Source organism: Mycobacterium sp. E3339 (assembly GCF_001666915.1).
Classification (GTDB): Bacteria; Actinomycetota; Actinomycetes; order Mycobacteriales; family Mycobacteriaceae; genus Mycobacterium.
Map to the genome: position 1 here is coordinate 22,897 of NZ_LZIZ01000020.1, position 14,328 is coordinate 37,224.

Annotated in this window: 17 protein-coding genes; 9 read left to right on the forward strand and 8 right to left on the reverse strand. The window is 71.3% G+C overall.

The features are described 5' to 3' along the window. Genes A5702_RS01115 through A5702_RS01125 form a run of 3 tightly spaced genes read left to right on the forward strand, consistent with a single transcriptional unit; the run spans position 1 to position 3,760 of the window. Complete coding sequence (locus A5702_RS01115; protein ID WP_055400637.1) at positions 1-723, forward strand: phosphatidylserine decarboxylase; 723 nt, start codon at positions 1-3, stop codon at positions 721-723. After that, positions 720-1,583, forward strand: coding sequence for a CDP-diacylglycerol--serine O-phosphatidyltransferase (pssA, locus tag A5702_RS01120; protein WP_068217508.1), 864 nt, complete (start codon positions 720-722; stop codon positions 1,581-1,583). The genes A5702_RS01115 and pssA overlap by 4 nt, the downstream gene beginning before the upstream one ends. Continuing rightward, positions 1,580-3,760 carry an AAA family ATPase gene (locus A5702_RS01125; RefSeq protein WP_068217510.1) on the forward strand — a complete coding sequence of 727 codons (2,181 nt, stop codon included), beginning with the start codon at positions 1,580-1,582 and terminating at the stop codon, positions 3,758-3,760. The genes pssA and A5702_RS01125 overlap by 4 nt, the downstream gene beginning before the upstream one ends. Here the strand turns inward: A5702_RS01125 and A5702_RS01130 are convergent. Then, positions 3,734-4,342 (reverse strand): TetR family transcriptional regulator, encoded by a 609-nt coding sequence (locus A5702_RS01130; RefSeq protein ID WP_068217513.1) that lies wholly within the window; start codon positions 4,340-4,342, stop codon positions 3,734-3,736. The genes A5702_RS01125 and A5702_RS01130 overlap by 27 nt on opposite strands. Before the next feature lie 21 nt (positions 4,343-4,363). On the opposite strand from A5702_RS01130, the gene A5702_RS01135 reads away from it, so the two are divergent. Together A5702_RS01135 and A5702_RS01140 are read left to right on the forward strand one after the other, a co-directional pair. After that, on the forward strand, positions 4,364-5,149 hold the full coding sequence (locus A5702_RS01135) for a DUF2867 domain-containing protein (protein WP_068217515.1): 786 nt from the start codon (positions 4,364-4,366) through the stop codon (positions 5,147-5,149). Beyond that, positions 5,146-6,075, forward strand: coding sequence for an SDR family NAD(P)-dependent oxidoreductase (locus tag A5702_RS01140; protein WP_055400627.1), 930 nt, complete (start codon positions 5,146-5,148; stop codon positions 6,073-6,075). Before A5702_RS01135 ends, A5702_RS01140 begins: the two co-directional genes overlap by 4 nt. On the opposite strand, the gene A5702_RS01145 is transcribed toward A5702_RS01140, so the two are convergent. From A5702_RS01145 to A5702_RS01175, 7 genes are read right to left on the reverse strand one after another with little or no spacing between them, the layout of a single operon-like run. Next, positions 6,029-6,841: an enoyl-CoA hydratase/isomerase family protein gene (locus A5702_RS01145; RefSeq protein WP_068217517.1), complete on the reverse strand. Its 813-nt coding sequence runs from the start codon at positions 6,839-6,841 to the stop codon at positions 6,029-6,031. The two genes, A5702_RS01140 and A5702_RS01145, sit on opposite strands and share 47 nt — an antisense overlap. Beyond that, a complete protein-coding gene (locus A5702_RS01150) occupies positions 6,838-7,860 on the reverse strand; it encodes a TIGR03617 family F420-dependent LLM class oxidoreductase (protein ID WP_068217521.1) in 1,023 nt (340 codons plus the stop codon). The genes A5702_RS01145 and A5702_RS01150 overlap by 4 nt, the downstream gene beginning before the upstream one ends. 16 nt (positions 7,861-7,876) lie before the next feature. After that, positions 7,877-8,503, reverse strand: a complete 627-nt coding sequence (locus A5702_RS01155; protein WP_068217524.1) for an LON peptidase substrate-binding domain-containing protein — start codon at positions 8,501-8,503, stop codon at positions 7,877-7,879. Further along, a complete protein-coding gene (locus A5702_RS01160; protein WP_055400619.1) occupies positions 8,503-9,633 on the reverse strand; it encodes a glutamate--cysteine ligase in 1,131 nt (376 codons plus the stop codon). The genes A5702_RS01155 and A5702_RS01160 overlap by 1 nt, the downstream gene beginning before the upstream one ends. Further along, positions 9,623-10,339: a superoxide dismutase family protein gene (locus tag A5702_RS01165; protein WP_055400617.1), complete on the reverse strand. Its 717-nt coding sequence runs from the start codon at positions 10,337-10,339 to the stop codon at positions 9,623-9,625. Before A5702_RS01165 ends, A5702_RS01160 begins: the two co-directional genes overlap by 11 nt. A 24-nt stretch (positions 10,340-10,363) precedes the next feature. Next, positions 10,364-10,840, reverse strand: coding sequence for a LytR C-terminal domain-containing protein (locus A5702_RS01170; protein WP_055400614.1), 477 nt, complete (start codon positions 10,838-10,840; stop codon positions 10,364-10,366). An 18-nt stretch (positions 10,841-10,858) separates the two neighbouring features. Further along, a complete protein-coding gene (locus A5702_RS01175; protein WP_007167558.1) occupies positions 10,859-11,167 on the reverse strand; it encodes a DUF3263 domain-containing protein in 309 nt (102 codons plus the stop codon). A 204-nt stretch (positions 11,168-11,371) separates the two neighbouring features. On the opposite strand from A5702_RS01175, the gene A5702_RS01180 reads away from it, so the two are divergent. The 4 genes from A5702_RS01180 to A5702_RS01195 all read left to right on the forward strand — a co-directional run bounded on the left by A5702_RS01180 (position 11,372) and on the right by A5702_RS01195 (position 14,292). Beyond that, the gene (locus A5702_RS01180; protein WP_055400612.1) at positions 11,372-11,965 is read left to right on the forward strand and encodes a peptide deformylase; all 594 of its coding nucleotides are present in this window, start codon (positions 11,372-11,374) and stop codon (positions 11,963-11,965) included. Beyond that, on the forward strand, positions 11,965-12,795 hold the full coding sequence (locus A5702_RS01185; RefSeq protein WP_068217527.1) for a GCN5 family acetyltransferase: 831 nt from the start codon (positions 11,965-11,967) through the stop codon (positions 12,793-12,795). The genes A5702_RS01180 and A5702_RS01185 overlap by 1 nt, the downstream gene beginning before the upstream one ends. A gap of 41 nt (positions 12,796-12,836) precedes the next feature. Then, a complete protein-coding gene (locus A5702_RS01190; protein ID WP_068217538.1) occupies positions 12,837-13,643 on the forward strand; it encodes an exodeoxyribonuclease III in 807 nt (268 codons plus the stop codon). 214 nt (positions 13,644-13,857) lie between these two features. Then, complete coding sequence (locus A5702_RS01195) at positions 13,858-14,292, forward strand: hypothetical protein (protein WP_055400608.1); 435 nt, start codon at positions 13,858-13,860, stop codon at positions 14,290-14,292. The last annotated feature ends 36 nt before the right edge of the window (positions 14,293-14,328 follow it).

The following is a 14,328-nucleotide window of genomic DNA, read 5'->3' on the forward strand; positions in this document are numbered from 1 at the left end:
GTGGCACGACGCCCCCGCCCAATCGGCCCCACGGCCGAGGAGCCAACGTTCAGCCCGCAGCACGCGTTGGAGTTGGTGCGGGCAACCGTTCCGCCGGTCCACCCGGCCGGCCGCCCGTTCATCGCGGGCGGGCTGGCGGTGGCGCTGGCCGGCCGCAAGCACCGGTGGATTCGGCGGGCCGGCCTGCTGGCGGCGGGCGCGTGTGCCGGCTTCTTCCGCCACCCGCCCCGGGTGCCGCCGGCCCGGCCGGGCGCGATCGTGGCCCCCGCCGACGGGGTGGTCTGCGTGATCGATTCCGCCGCCCCGCCCGCCGAACTCGGCATGGGTGACGCGCCGTTGCCGCGGGTGAGTATCTTCCTGTCGCTGCTGGACGCCCACGTGCAGCGCGCGCCGGTGAGCGGCGAGGTGATCGCCATGCAGCACCGGCCCGGCCGGTTCGGCTCGGCCGATCTGGCGTCGGCCAGCACCGAGAACGAGCGCACCAGCCTGCGGATCCGGACGCCCGCGGGCGCGGAGGTGGTGGCGGTGCAGGTCGCGGGGCTGCTGGCGCGGCGCATCATTTGCGACGCCCGCGTCGGGGACAAGCTCACCATCGGCGACACCTACGGACTGATCCGGTTCGGCTCCCGGCTCGACACCTACCTGCCGCCGGGCGCCGAACCGTTGGTCCTTGAGGGACAGCGGGCGATCGCGGGCGAGACCGTGCTGGCCGAGCTGTCATGATCAGCAAGCCGCGCGGCAGGCCGTCGGTCAACCTGCAGATCCTGCCCAGCGCGATGACGGTGCTGTCCATCTGCGCGGGCCTGACCTCGATCCGGTTCGCCCTCGAGTACCAGCCGAAGGCGGCGATGGCGTTGATCGCCGCGGCCGCCATCCTCGACGGGCTGGACGGGCGGGTGGCCCGCATCCTGGACGCCCAGTCGCGGATGGGCGAGGAGATCGACTCGCTGGCCGACGCGGTGAACTTCGGGGTCACACCGGCGATCGTGCTCTATGTGACGATGCTGACCAAGTCGCCGGCCGGCTGGGTGGTGATCCTGCTCTACGCCGTCTGCGTGGTGTTGCGGCTGGCGCGCTACAACGCACTGCAGAACGACGGCAGCCAGCCCGCCTACACCCACGAGTTCTTCGTCGGGATGCCGGCGCCGGCGGGCGCGGTGTCGATGATCGGGCTGATCGGGCTCAAGCTGCAGTTCGGTGAGGGCTGGTGGACGTCGACGACGTTCCTGTGCATCTGGATCACCGGGACGTCGATGTTGATGATCAGCAAGATCCCGATGCGCAAGATGCACGCCGCGGCGGTGCCCCCGAGCTGGGCCGCGCCGCTGCTGGCGCTGCTGGCGATCTGCGCGGCCGCGGCGGTGCTGGCGCCCTACGTCCTGATCTGGGTGATCATCATCGCCTACCTGTGCCACGTGCCGTTCGCGGTCCGCAACCAGCGCTGGCTGGCCGCGCACCCCGAGGCGTGGTCCGAGGAACCCAGGCAGCGCCGCGCCGCGCGACGCGCGATCCGCCGGGCGCAGCCGAACCGCCGGTCCATGGCGCGGCTCGGCCTGCGCAAGCCGGGTGGGCGCCTGCCATGAGCCGGCCGGGCGAGGATGCGCCCCGTCAGCTCACGCTCACCGCGCGGTTGAACACCTCCGCCGTGGACTCGCGCCGCGGGGTGGTCCGCTTGCATCCGAGCGCCATTGCGGCGCTTGGCATTCGGGAGTGGGACGCGGTGGCGCTGACCGGCTCGCGGACGACCGCGGCGGTGGCCGGCCTGGCCGGAGCGGACACACCGGTGAGCACCGTGCTGCTCGACGACGTGACGCTGTCCAACGCCGGGCTGCGCGAGGGCACCGCCGTGATCGTCGGCGCGGTCACCGTCTACGGCGCCCGGTCGGTGACGCTGTCCGGCTCGTCGCTGGCCAGCCAGTCGATCGCCCCGGTGACCCTGCGGCAGGCCCTGCTCGGCAAGGTGCTGACCGTCGGCGACGCCGTCTCGCTGCTGCCCCGCGACCTGGGGCCGCCGTTCTCGACGTCGGCCGCTGCCCGCGCGCTGGCCGCCTCGGTCGGCATCAGCTGGACCTCGGAGCTGTTGACCGTCACCGGCGTGGATCCGCAGGGACCCGTTAGCGTGCAACCGAATTCGCTGGTCTCCTGGGGCGTGGGCGTTCCGTCGGGCGCCGGGGCGTCGTCGCCCGTATCGATCGAGGTGACCACGCCGGACACGGTCGTCGAGGAACTCAAAGGCTCGCAGCCGCAGGCCGCCAAGCTCACCGAATGGCTCAAGCTCGCGCTCGACGAGCCGCACCTGCTCAAGACCCTGGGCGCCGGCGCCAACCTCGGCGTGCTGGTGTCGGGCCCGGCCGGCGTCGGCAAGGTGACGCTGGTGCGCGCGGTGTGCGCGGGCCGCCGGCTGGTGAACCTGGACGGCCCGGAGGTGGGCGCGCTGGCGCCGGAAGACCGGCTCAAGGTCGTCGCCTCGGCGGTGCGGGCCGTCCGCGACGGCGGCGGCGTCCTGTTGATCACCGACGTGGACGCGCTCCTGCCGGCCACCCCCGAGCCGGTGGCCGCCCTGATCCTGGGCGAGCTGCGCACCGCGGTGGCCACCGAGGGCGTCGCCCTGATCGCCACCTCCGCGCGGCCCGACCAGCTCGACGCCCGGCTGCGCGCGCCGGACCTGTGCGACCGGGAGCTGAGCCTGCCGCTGCCCGACGCCGGGACCCGCAAGGCGCTGCTGGAGTCGCTGCTGAAATCGGCGCCCGCCGGAGCGCTCGATCTCGATGAGATCGCCGCGCGCACACCGGGTTTCGTGGTGGCCGACCTGGCCGCGCTGGTGCGCGAGGCGGCGCTGCGCGCGGCGTCGCGGGCCAGCTCCGATGGCCGGCCGCCGGAGCTGAACCAGGAGGACCTCGTCGGTGCCCTGACGGTCATCCGGCCGCTGTCCCGTTCCGCCAGCGAGGAAGTGGCCGTCGGCAACGTCACCCTCGACGACGTCGGCGACATGGCCGAGGCCCGGCAGTCGTTGACCGAGGCCGTGTTGTGGCCGCTGCAGCACCCGGACACCTTCGCCCGGTTGGGTGTCGACCCGCCCCGCGGGGTGCTGCTGTACGGGCCGCCCGGCTGCGGCAAGACCTTCGTGGTGCGCGCGCTGGCCAGCACCGGTCAGCTGTCCGTGCATGCGGTCAAGGGATCCGAGCTGATGGACAAGTGGGTGGGCAGCTCGGAAAAGGCCGTCCGCGAACTGTTTCGGCGCGCCCGCGACTCCGCCCCGTCGCTGGTGTTCCTCGACGAGATCGACGCGCTGGCGCCCCGGCGCGGGCAGACCTTCGACTCGGGCGTCACCGACCGGGTGGTGGCCGCGCTGCTCACGGAGCTCGACGGCGTCAACCCGCTGCGCGACGTCGTCGTGCTGGGCGCCACCAACCGGCCGGACCTGATCGACCCGGCGCTGCTGCGCCCGGGTCGCCTCGAGCGGCGGGTGTTCATCGAACCGCCCGACGCCGCCGCGCGCCGCGAAATACTGCGCACCGCAGGCAAATCCGTGCCGCTGAGCGACGACGTCGACCTGGACGAGGTGGCCGCCGGGCTCGACGGCTACAGCGCCGCCGACTGCGTGGCGCTGCTGCGGGAGGCGGCCCTGACCGCGATGCGGCGGTCCATCGACGCCACCGATGTGACGGCCGCCGACATCGCCGCGGCGCGCCAAATCGTGCGCCCCTCATTGGATCCCATGCAGGTGGAGTCGTTACGGGCCTTCGCCAAAGCTCCGTAGCACGGCCAGCGCCGAGGCCGCGACGTCTTTTTCCAGCCAGGACGGCATCGGGTCGTCGTGGGCGTGGCGCCGCACCACGGCGTAGGGCAGGTCCGCGACCGCTCGCGCGACGGCGTCCACCGACCGCGGCCTGCTGTTCCCGTACAGCTGCCGCGCCAGCACCGCGAGGCGCTCGGTCAACGGGGCGTTCATCGCGGCCAGCGTCTCCCGGAATGAGGCGTCGGGTTCGTCGTCGAGCAGGTCGCCGGGCCGGATCGTCAACAACAGCCGGGCGTCCTCGGGCAGTTCGCGCGCGAATCTGACGGCCGACACCGCCATCGCTATCGCCGTTTCCATGGCGGTGTCCGCCGCCGTCGCGGCGTCCGCGGCCAGCGCCCGCGCCTGGAAGCGTTCGAGCGCGCGCAGCCACGCCGCGGTCAGGATGCCGTCCCGGTTGCCGAACCGGTGATACAGCGTGCCCGCCGGGGCGCCGCTGGCCTTTGCGATCGCCGCGACGCTGGCCGCGCGCGGGCCGCCGTCGAGCACCAGCGCCCGGGCTGCGTCGAGGATCACATCGGTTTCATGCTTCCGCGGAGGGGCCATGATCTAGTACATTCCTTCTATATGGAACGATTACCCTATATCGATGAGCATGCCATAACCGTCGACGCGGAGCGCGCGGACACGTGGTCCGCGCTGCTGCGGGTGCTGTGCCGGGACCCGGGCGACCCGTCGACCGTGCCGCCCGGCTTCGCGCTGGACGAGGCGCGGCCGCCGGCGCGATTCGCGCTGAAGGGCCGGCACCCGTTCGCGGTGTACCGCTGGGTGTTCGAGCTGGACGACGATCCGGCGGGCGGCACCCGGGTGCGCGCGGCCACCTGGGCGGCCTTCCCCGGCCCGCACGGCAAGGCCTACCGGGGGCTGGTCATCGGCAGCGGTGGGCACCGCGTGGTGGTCCGCCGGATGCTGAAACGCATCGCGGCGACCGCCGAGCGGGCCGACTACACCGACGTGTTCGAAGTGCCGCTCCCGCAAGGGGATTCGCGCGGCGCCGAGCAGATGTTCCGGGACGCCCTGGGGCACGCCCCGGGCGGGGGCGTCGTGCTGTGGATCCACCGCCACGTGCTGAGGTTCGACCTCGGCCCGGGCTCGTCGCCCGATCACCCCATCGGCTGGACGATGGTGCGGTCGGAGCACGACGAACTCGTGCTGCGCGCGCGGGGGCCGCTGATGGATGGCGAGCTGACGCTGCGCCGCGAGGACGGTCGGCGGGCCGCGCTAACCACCCGCGTGCGTTACCGCCGCCGGCTCACCGCTCGAGCCGTCTGGGCGGTCGTCGGTCCGCTGCATCGGGTGGTGGCGCCACGGCTGATGGCCCGCGCCGTGGTGTGGCAGCCTATACCGGCATGACCGAGCACCCGACCGCGCTGCAGATCGTCGACGGAATCGATCTGTCCGGCAAGGTCTGTGTGATCACCGGCGCGTCCTCAGGGCTGGGGCGCGAGTCGGCGCGGGCGCTGGCGGCGGCCGGCGCGCATGTCGTCCTGGCCGCCCGCGACGCCGAGGCGTTGGACCGGACCGCCCGCTGGATCGCGGCCGAGGTGCCCGGCGCGATCACGTCGCAGGTGCGGCTCGACCTCACCGCGCTGGCCGCGGTGCGCGCGGCGGCCGGCGCGATTCGCGAGATCGCCCCGGCCGTCGACGTGTTGATGAACAACGCCGGGGTCATGTTCACCCCGTTCGGCAGGACGCGCGACGGCTTCGAGATGCAGTTGGGCACCAACCATTTCGGGCACTTCGAACTCACCCGGCTGCTCGTCCCGCAACTGGCCGCCGCCGGCGGGGCCCGGATCGTCAACCTGTCGTCCGGCGGTCACGTCCTGGGCGACGTCGACTTCGACGACCCCAACTGGGAGCGCCGCCCGTACGACAAGTTCGTCGCGTACGGCGCGTCGAAGACGGCGAACATCCTGCACGCGAAAGAGGCCGACCGGCGGCTGCGCGATCGCGGGATCCGCGCCTACGCCGTGCATCCCGGCACCGTGGCCACCGCGCTCGCGCGGCACATGTCGCGGGCGGACTTCTCCCAGCTGCGCGGGCTGGCCGGCGGGTCCCTCGACGTCATTACCCCCGAGCGCGGCGCGGCCACCCAGGTTTGGGCGGCGGTCAGCCCGGAGCTGTCCGACCGGGGCGGCCTCTACCTCGAAGACTGCCGAATCAGCGAACGGGCGGCCCCCTACGCCCGCGACGGGCAGCGCGCGGCGCGGTGGTGGGAGCTCTCCGAGCAGCTCACGGATCGGGCAGCGCCGTCCACTCCCGGGACAGTCGCGACGTGAACGACGCCGGCCGGCGCTCGAGAAAGGCCGCGACCCCTTCGCCCGCATCGGGCGTGCCCATCACGCGGTGGTGCAGCTGCGTTTCCAGCGCGGCGACCTGTCGCGGGGTGTAGTTGTTGATCGCGGTGTCCCACAGCAGCCGTTTGCTCAGCGCCGCCGACATGGGCGCCACGTTGACCGCGATGTCGCGGGCCACCGCGACCGCGTGGTCGAGCACCTGTCCCGCGGGCAGCGCGCGGTTCGCGATGCCGAGCGCCGCCGCCTCTGCCCCGCCGAAGGTGCGCCCGGTGAGCAGGATGTCCGCGGCCACCCCCAGCGTGGTCAGCTGCGCCAGCGTCCAATGCGCCATGCAGTCGGCTAGCACACCCCGGCGGACTTGCACCACACCGTATTTCGCGTCGTCGGCGACGAAGCGCAGGTCGGCTTGCAGGGCGATGGTCAGGCCGATGCCGATCGCGTGGCCGTTGACCGCGGCGATCACCGGCTTGCGCAGCTCGAAGGCGGCCGGGGTGATCGGCGACGCCGAGAATTCCTCACCTGGGGCGCCGAAAGGGCTTGTCTCGCCGGAGAAATCCGCGCCCGCACAGAAGGCTCGCCCGGCCCCGGTCACCACGATGGCCCGGACGTCGTCGTCGCCGTCGCAGTCGGCGTACGCCCGACTCAGCAGCGCGCCCATCTCGGCGGTGTAGGCGTTGAGCTGCTCTGGCCGATTGAGCGTGAGCACCGCCACGCCCGCGTCGACATCGACCGTCACCTCCGGGCTCATCGCAGCGCCGGGGTGCGGTGCAGGGCGCCGATCAGGTCCGCGACGTCCGCAGCGGCCGGCGTGTAACCCGGGAAGTAGCAGCACACCTCGGCGGCGTGCTCGCCGAACCGGGCGGCGATCTGCCGCGCGCAGTCCTCGGGGGTGCCGACAATCCCGATCCGGGCCACCATCTCGTCGCTTATCAGCCGGCGCATCTCGGGGAAGCGGCCTTGTTTGGACAGGGCGTTGAGCTCAGGCTGGACGTCGGCCCAGCCCTCGGCCTCGAGCACGGGCAGGTAGGCCGGCGTCGAGCCGTAGAACGAAATGAGGCCCGCGACACCGGCTTTCGCGGCGACCAGGTCTGCCTCGTCGCGGCCGACGGCGACCATGGCCTGGACGATGATCTCGAAGTCCTCGGCGGATCGCCCGGCGCGCCGCAGGCCCTCGTCCACGGCGGGCAGGGTGCGCTCGGCGAAGTGGCGGCCGCTGTTGAAGGGCATCACCAGCAACCCGTCGGCCACCTCGGCGGCGGTGCGCGTCATCACCGGGCCCAGCGCCCCCAGCACCACCGGCGGCGGCCCGAACGGGTTGGGCCCGGGATTGAAGTTGGGTGCCATGATGGTGTGGGTGAAGAATTCGCCGCGAAAGTCCAAGCGGGCGTGGCCTTCCCAGGCCGCGAAGATCGCCTTGATCGCCGCAATGGTCTCGGCCATTCGGGCCGCGGGCCGCTCCCACTTACTGCCGTAACGCTTTTCGATGTGGGCCTTCACCTGCGAGCCGAGGCCGAGCCGGAACCGCCCCCCGCTGTAGAGCTGCAGGTCGTAGGCGGCGTGCGCCAGATGCAGCGGGCTGCGGGGCGGCGCGATCGCCACGTTGGTCATCAGCTCCAGGCCGGTCGTGCCGGCGGCTAGGATCAGCGGGAAGAACACGTCGTGCTGGCCCTCGAAGGTGAACAGGCCGTCGGCGCCCGTCGCGGCGATCTCGGCCGCGCTCGAGGCCGCGTCCACCGGTGAGCCGTTGACCTGCAGATGTACCTTCATCTACTCCCCTGTCGAGCTATTCGGAAAGCTGGAACTCCACCACCTCGGCCACCGCGGCCACCGCCTCGCGCAGCGCGGTCAGGCGCTCGGCGACCGACGGCGCCGCCAGCACCGTGTATCGATCGGCGGTGCCGATGGGGATGCGGGACGCCAACGCGTACAGGCGTTCCCCGGGATCGCCGGCCGCGTCGTCGCCCAGGATCGCCTCGCGGCCCGGCAGCGCCAGGCCGCGCGCGTCGGCGATCCTCTCGAACAGGGCCATCACCGCGTCCTCGACCTCGCGGAGGTGGGCCGGGGTGACCGGATCACCCGGCTCGTCGGGCCAGACCGCCACGGTCGCGCGCGGGTAGGGCTCGTCGGGCAGCCACTGCGACACCCGGATCCGTTCCCCGGTGCGGCAGTGCATCGAGTACCGGCCCGCGCCGTGCTCGACGCAGTCGGTGATCCTGGCCAAAACGCCGACATCGCAACGTGATTCGCCGCCGCCGACCTCACGTCCCCGCGAGATCAGCACCACGCCGAACGGATCGCCGGTGGCCAGGCAATGCCGGACCAGCGCACCATAGCGCGGCTCGAAGATGCGCAACGGCAGGTCCTGATCGGGCAGCAGCGCCGACTCCAGCGGGAACATCGCCAGTTCCATCAGATCTCCAGCTCGGCCACCAGGGCGTCGACCACCGTCCGCAGGTCGCCGTCGTTTTCCTCGGCCACCCGGCGCTGCCGCTGATAAGACGCGCCCTGCCTGGGGATCTCGGCCACCGCGGCCAGTTCGTCAACGCAATTCAGCGATTTCGCGACGGGCTCGAGCCGGTTGAGCACCTCGTCGAGGTCCTCGGTGACCAGCCGCTCGTTGCTGTCGGCGTCCTGGATGATGATCGCGTCCAGCCCGTAGCGGGCCGCGCGCCACTTGTTCTCCTGGTTGTGCCAGGGCGGCATGGTCGGCAGCGTCTCGTCGGCCTCCAGCCTGCGGTCCAGGTCCACCACCAGGCAATGCGTCAACGCCACCAGCGCGCCCAGCTCACGCATGTTCGACACCCCGTCGCACACCCGCACCTCGATGGTGCCCAGGTGCGGCGAAGGCCTGATGTCCCAACGGACTTCGTCGACGTGATCGATGATGCCGGTCTTCTTCTGGTCGTAGACGAAACCCTCGAACTCCGCCCAGGTCTGAAACTGGAACGGCAAGCCGGCGGTGGGCAATTGCTGGAACATCATCGCGCGGTTGCTGGCGTATCCGGTGTCCACCCCGGCCCACCACGGCGAGGACGCCGACAGCGCAAGCAGGTGCGGGTAGTACTTCAGCAGCGACGTCATGATCGGCATGACCTTGTGCGCCGAGGAGATCCCGACGTGCACGTGCACGCCCCAGATCAGCATCTGCCGTCCCCACCATTGGGTGCGCTTGATCAGTTCGGCGTACCGGGGCGCGTCGGTGAGCTTCTGGGTGGTCCACTGCCCGAACGGGTGCGCGCCGGCACAGAACAGCTCCATCCCACGGTCCCGGACGATGCGGTGCGCGGGCCCCAGGGTTTGGCGCAGATCCTCCATCGCCTCCCCGGTGGAATTGCACACGCCGCTGACCACTTCGACCGTGTTGCGCAGCAACTCCTTGTGCACGCGCGGGTTTTCGCCGATCTCGGCGATCACCGCCGTGGCCTCGTTGCTCAGGTCGCGGGTCTGCGCGTCGACGAGGGCGAACTCCCACTCCACGCCGAGTGTGGGCCGCGGTGAACGGGCGAAATCGATGCGCGCGGTTGCCCTGTTAGCCGGCACCGATCACACCGCACGCGACCCGCTTGCCGGCGTCACCGGTGCTCATCGTCATCTGGTCGGGACCCGGGGTTCCGTTGCTCTGGCTGTAGCGCTCCGGCGGGATGTTGGCGAAATTGTCGGCGCCGGCGTGGATGATGATCGCGGTCTTCTCGCCGGTGAGCAGGTCTTCCATGGCGAACGCCTCGGTGGTGGTCATCAGCATCGCGGAGCCGTCCCTGCGCACCTGAAGCGACGTCAGGTCACCGCTGGCCGGCTCGCCCGTGTGCCCGGGCTTCTGGAAGTGTCCACCCGCGGACAGGAAGTCGCCCGGCGCGCCGCCGGTCGGGGCGACGGAGCTGGGCTCGCACTTGCCGACCTTGTGAATGTGCACCCCGTGGAAGCCGGGCGTCAGCTCCCCGTTGGCCGTCGTCTCGATCGTGATGGTGGCGTAGCCGTTGTTGAACTGGAATGTCGCGGTGCCGACCTCGGTGCCGTCGGCCGCCCTGAGGTGGGTGGTGATGTTCTGCCCCGGCGCCGCGGCGGGCCGGCCCTCCGGGGTCCCGCCGCCCGACGGCGCCGGCGCCCCGGTCCAGACCGCCGGCGTGGTGCCCGGTGACGACGAGGCGTGTTGGGGCGACGAGCACGCGTTCAAAAGCGCCACGGAAGTGGCTGCGCAGAGCGCGGAAACGGTGACGGCGGCTTTGCGGTGACCGGCGAGGGAAGGCATAGCGGAAGCCTAACCGCTGACGCGTCAACCCGTAACGAGGACGATGACCCCGGGCGGCTGGCCGGACAGCGCGGGGATGCGCGGCTCGACGGGCGCGCCCAGGCTTTTGCCGACCGCGTCGGCCGTCGCGTGCTCGTCGTCCGCGTCGGTGAAGTAGACGGTGGTGGCCGTGACGTCGGGCACGGTCAGGTTGTCGACCTTGGTGACGTTGAAGCCGGCCGCCGTGAGCTGATCCTTGGTGCGGGCGCCGACGCCCTCTTTCGTCGAGATGTTGTAGATCTGCACCTCGGCGTGAGTTCCCGCGGGCTTATTGCTGGTCGGCGTGGCCGACGAGCTGGTGGAGGTGGACGTGGAGACCGCCGACGCCGAATCGTCCTCGGAGCTGCCGGAGGACCCCAGCGCCTGCCATCCGAGCAGCAGGAAGATGACGCCCAAGAACAACAGCACCATCACCATGGCCCGCAGGGGCAGCCCCGTGGAGTCGGGGACTCGCTCTTTCATCGAGCCCACTGTAGCGAGTCAGGTCACCTCGAAGCCGAGGCGCCGCGCCGCCCGGGCCTTCTGACGGCTGGCGCGCAGCCGCCGCAACCGCTTCACCAGCATGGGGTCGGCGGCCAGCGCCTCCGGCCGGTCGACGAGCGCATTGAGCACCTGGTAGTACCGCGTCGCCGACATCGAGAACAATTCCTTGATCGCTTCTTCTTTCACGCCCGCGAATTTCCACCACTGACGTTCAAAGGCGAGGATGTCGTGTTCGCGGCGGGTGAGCCCATCTGCGATCTCGGCATCGTCCCCCGATCGATTTGCCCGCGCCATGGCGCTGTCCATATAGCTTCCCCTGGACCCTTCCGGCGAATGCTCGGCTGCTGTAGATGACTTGACTTACCTGAGGGCGTGTTTCGGCGAATATTGAACCACGGCCCAAACCCTCAAGCCGTCATCCAGACCCGCGAGTCGGCCGATTGGCTCAGATTGCCCGACTGGAAGATCGCCGGCTTCGACGCGCGGGCGCGTGCGGTAGCTTAGCCGACCATGGCAGTCGTACCGATCCGGATCGTGGGCGATCCGGTCTTGCACACCCCGACGCAGCCGGTGCCCGTCGGCGCCGACGGTTCGCTGCCGGCGGATCTGCCGGAGTTGATCGCCGACATGTACGACACCATGGACGCCGCGCACGGAGTCGGCCTGGCGGCCAACCAGATCGGCGTCGGGTTGCGCGTCTTCGTCTACGACTGCGCCGACGACCGCGGCCGTACCGAGCGCCGCCGCGGGGTCGTGGTCAACCCGGTGCTGGAAACCTCCGACGTGCCGGAGACCATGCCCGATCCGGACAACGACGACGAGGGTTGCCTCTCGGTGCCCGGCGAGTCGTTCCCCACCGGCCGCGCCACCTGGGCGCGGGTCACCGGTCTCGACGCCGACGGCAAGCCGGTCGAAATCGAGGGCTCCGGGCTGTTCGCGCGGATGCTGCAACACGAAACCGGGCACCTGGACGGCTTTTTGTACCTGGACCGTCTGATCGGTCGCCACGCCCGCAGCGCCAAACGTGCCGTCAAGGCGCACGGCTGGGGCGTGCCCGGACTGTCGTGGCTGCCGGGTGAAGGGCCGGACCCCTTCGGTCACTGATGATCTCGTGGCCGGACCCGGGCACGCGGGTGACGCTTCGTTACCGGCGCCCCGCCGGCTCGGTCCCGCCGCTCACCGACGCCGTGGGGCACCTGTTGGCGGTCGAGCCGGAGGTGCGGGTTCGGACCAAGACGGGCGCGGTGGTAAGCGTGGCGGCCGACGACGTGGTCGCGCTGCGGGTGCTCACCGATGCGCCGGTACGCACCTGGCAGATCCGGGGGCTCGAGCAGGCGGCCGCCGCGGCGGCGCCCGGCACGGAACGGGCCTGGCTCGACGGCTGGCTGCTGCGCGCCGGGGATGGCGTCAATTACGCCGTGCCCCTGGATGTTTCGGCCCACGCCGGCACCGTTGCGGCGATCGCCGAGTGGTACGAACGGCGCGGCCTGACACCGCGGCTGGCGATTCCGGATCGGTTGTTGCCGGTCCCGCCGCGGCTGAGCGCCGAACGCACCGAGCGCGTGCTGGTGCGCGACGTCTCGGCCGCGGCCGCACCCGACCCGGCCAGCACCGTGTCGGCCCACCCGGGCGAGGCCGGCGGCGAGCTGGCGGTCGGCATCCGCTCCGGGGCGGCGCTGGCGCGCGCGGCGGTGACCGACGCGCCCGATGGCACGCGCTGGGTGGGGTTGTCGGCCATCGGGGCCGGTGACGACCCGGCGACGGCAGCCACCGGCGCGGCGCTGCTGGCGTGGGCCGCGGGGCGCGGCGCGACTCGCGCCTACCTCGTCGTCCCCGGTGCCGGCGGCTCGGCGCTGGCCGACGCGCTCCGTTTCCGGGCGCACCACCGCCGCCGCTACTTCCCGGCCCGCTCCCCCGCCTGGGATACCGTCTAGCGATGAGTGACGGCGGCTTGCGGCTGGATGGCGGCGACCCGCTGCGGCTGGCCACCTGGAACGTGAATTCGATTCGCAGCCGCCTGCCCCGCGTCCTCGACTGGCTGGGCCGCGCGGACGTCGACGTGCTGGCGATGCAGGAGACCAAGTGTTCCGGCAGCCAATTCCCCGCCCTGCCGTTCTTCGAACTCGGCTACGAGGTGGCGCATGTCGGTTTCAATCAGTGGAACGGCGTTGCGATCGCCTCGCGGGTGGGCCTGGACGACGTGCAGATCGGCTTCGACGGCCAGCCCACCTGGAGCAGCAAGCCGGAGGTGGCCGCGACGGCCGAAGCCCGCGCGCTGGCGGCCACCTGCGGCGGCATCCGGGTGTGGAGCCTGTACGTGCCCAACGGCCGCGCGCTCGGTGACCCGCACTACACCTACAAGCTGGAATGGCTTGCCGCGCTGCGTGATACGGCGGCCTTATGGTTGCGCGACGACCCCACCGCGCAGATCGCGCTGGCCGGCGACTGGAACATCGCCCCCACCGACGACGACGTGTGGAGCACCGAGTTCTACACCGGCGCCACCCACGTCTCCGAGCCGGAGCGCCGCGCGTTCAACGCCATCGTCGAGGCGCAATTCACCGACGTGGTAAGGCCTTTCGCGCCCGGCCCCGGCGTCTACACCTATTGGGACTACACCCAGCTGCGGTTCCCGAAACGGCAGGGCATGCGCATCGATTTCATCCTCGCCTCACCGGAGTTGGCCGCCCGCGTGACAGCCGCGGAGATCGTCCGCGAGGAGCGGAAGGGAAAGGCCGCCAGCGATCACGCGCCCGTGCAGATCGATGTGAGGCGAGCCTAAATCGCTTTTAGCGCGGTCGCGTCGCAACCATTACCAGGTTAAGCTCAGGCAAATAAAATGCGGCTGCTCGTTGTCTGCGCCTTTCCAAGGTGGCAGGCTTTGATTTGTTAGAAGCAACAAACAGTGTTGTTTTGCTGTTAACGATGCGTTCAGCGGGTACGTCTCGCTGGTGACGCGGGTTTCGCGGCAAGGGCATACAAGCCAGGGAGTCAGCATGAGTGTCATCGGCGGAGCGGTCCGGGGCGTAGGTCAGGCGGTGAGTCGCGCGGCGACCACGACGACCGCGGCCGCCGGCGCTGTGGGTGGCGCGGCGGTCAACGGAGTCATCGGCGGGGTCACCGGAGCCGCCGAGGGCGTCAAAAAGGGAATGAGCACCGGCAGCCACTCGGCGCCGGCCGCCGCGGTGGCCTTCGGCGCGCTCGGCGTCGCCGGACTGGTCGAGTGGCCGGTGCTGCTGGCGGTCGGCGGCGGCGCCCTGCTGCTGCAACGGCTGGGCCGCAAGCGGGAACCGGCAAAGGCCAGCCTGAAGGCCGTGCCCGCCGAACCGGCGCCGCAAAAGGCCGCGCCGCAAAAGGCGGCCGCCAAGTCGACGGCCAAGAAGACCGGCGGTCGGCGCGCCGGCGGCAGCCAGTTGCGCAGCACCAACTAACGGGACTGTCCGAACCCGCTTTGAGCATCGCGGCCG

What these genes read in the sequence shown, in the direction of transcription:
- pssA (WP_068217508.1), top strand. Translation starts at nt 720, where the DNA reads ATGATCAGCAAGCCGCGCGGCAGGCCGTCGGTCAACCTGCAGATCCTG.
- A5702_RS01125 (WP_068217510.1), top strand. Translation starts at nt 1,580, where the DNA reads ATGAGCCGGCCGGGCGAGGATGCGCCCCGTCAGCTCACGCTCACCGCG.
- A5702_RS01130 (WP_068217513.1), bottom strand. Translation starts at nt 4,342, where the DNA reads ATGGCCCCTCCGCGGAAGCATGAAACCGATGTGATCCTCGACGCAGCC.
- A5702_RS01135 (WP_068217515.1), top strand. Translation starts at nt 4,364, where the DNA reads ATGGAACGATTACCCTATATCGATGAGCATGCCATAACCGTCGACGCG.
- A5702_RS01140 (WP_055400627.1), top strand. Translation starts at nt 5,146, where the DNA reads ATGACCGAGCACCCGACCGCGCTGCAGATCGTCGACGGAATCGATCTG.
- A5702_RS01145 (WP_068217517.1), bottom strand. Translation starts at nt 6,841, where the DNA reads ATGAGCCCGGAGGTGACGGTCGATGTCGACGCGGGCGTGGCGGTGCTC.
- A5702_RS01150 (WP_068217521.1), bottom strand. Translation starts at nt 7,860, where the DNA reads ATGAAGGTACATCTGCAGGTCAACGGCTCACCGGTGGACGCGGCCTCG.
- A5702_RS01155 (WP_068217524.1), bottom strand. Translation starts at nt 8,503, where the DNA reads ATGGAACTGGCGATGTTCCCGCTGGAGTCGGCGCTGCTGCCCGATCAG.
- A5702_RS01165 (WP_055400617.1), bottom strand. Translation starts at nt 10,339, where the DNA reads ATGCCTTCCCTCGCCGGTCACCGCAAAGCCGCCGTCACCGTTTCCGCG.
- A5702_RS01170 (WP_055400614.1), bottom strand. Translation starts at nt 10,840, where the DNA reads ATGAAAGAGCGAGTCCCCGACTCCACGGGGCTGCCCCTGCGGGCCATG.
- A5702_RS01175 (WP_007167558.1), bottom strand. Translation starts at nt 11,167, where the DNA reads ATGGACAGCGCCATGGCGCGGGCAAATCGATCGGGGGACGATGCCGAG.
- A5702_RS01180 (WP_055400612.1), top strand. Translation starts at nt 11,372, where the DNA reads ATGGCAGTCGTACCGATCCGGATCGTGGGCGATCCGGTCTTGCACACC.
- A5702_RS01185 (WP_068217527.1), top strand. Translation starts at nt 11,965, where the DNA reads ATGATCTCGTGGCCGGACCCGGGCACGCGGGTGACGCTTCGTTACCGG.
- A5702_RS01195 (WP_055400608.1), top strand. Translation starts at nt 13,858, where the DNA reads ATGAGTGTCATCGGCGGAGCGGTCCGGGGCGTAGGTCAGGCGGTGAGT.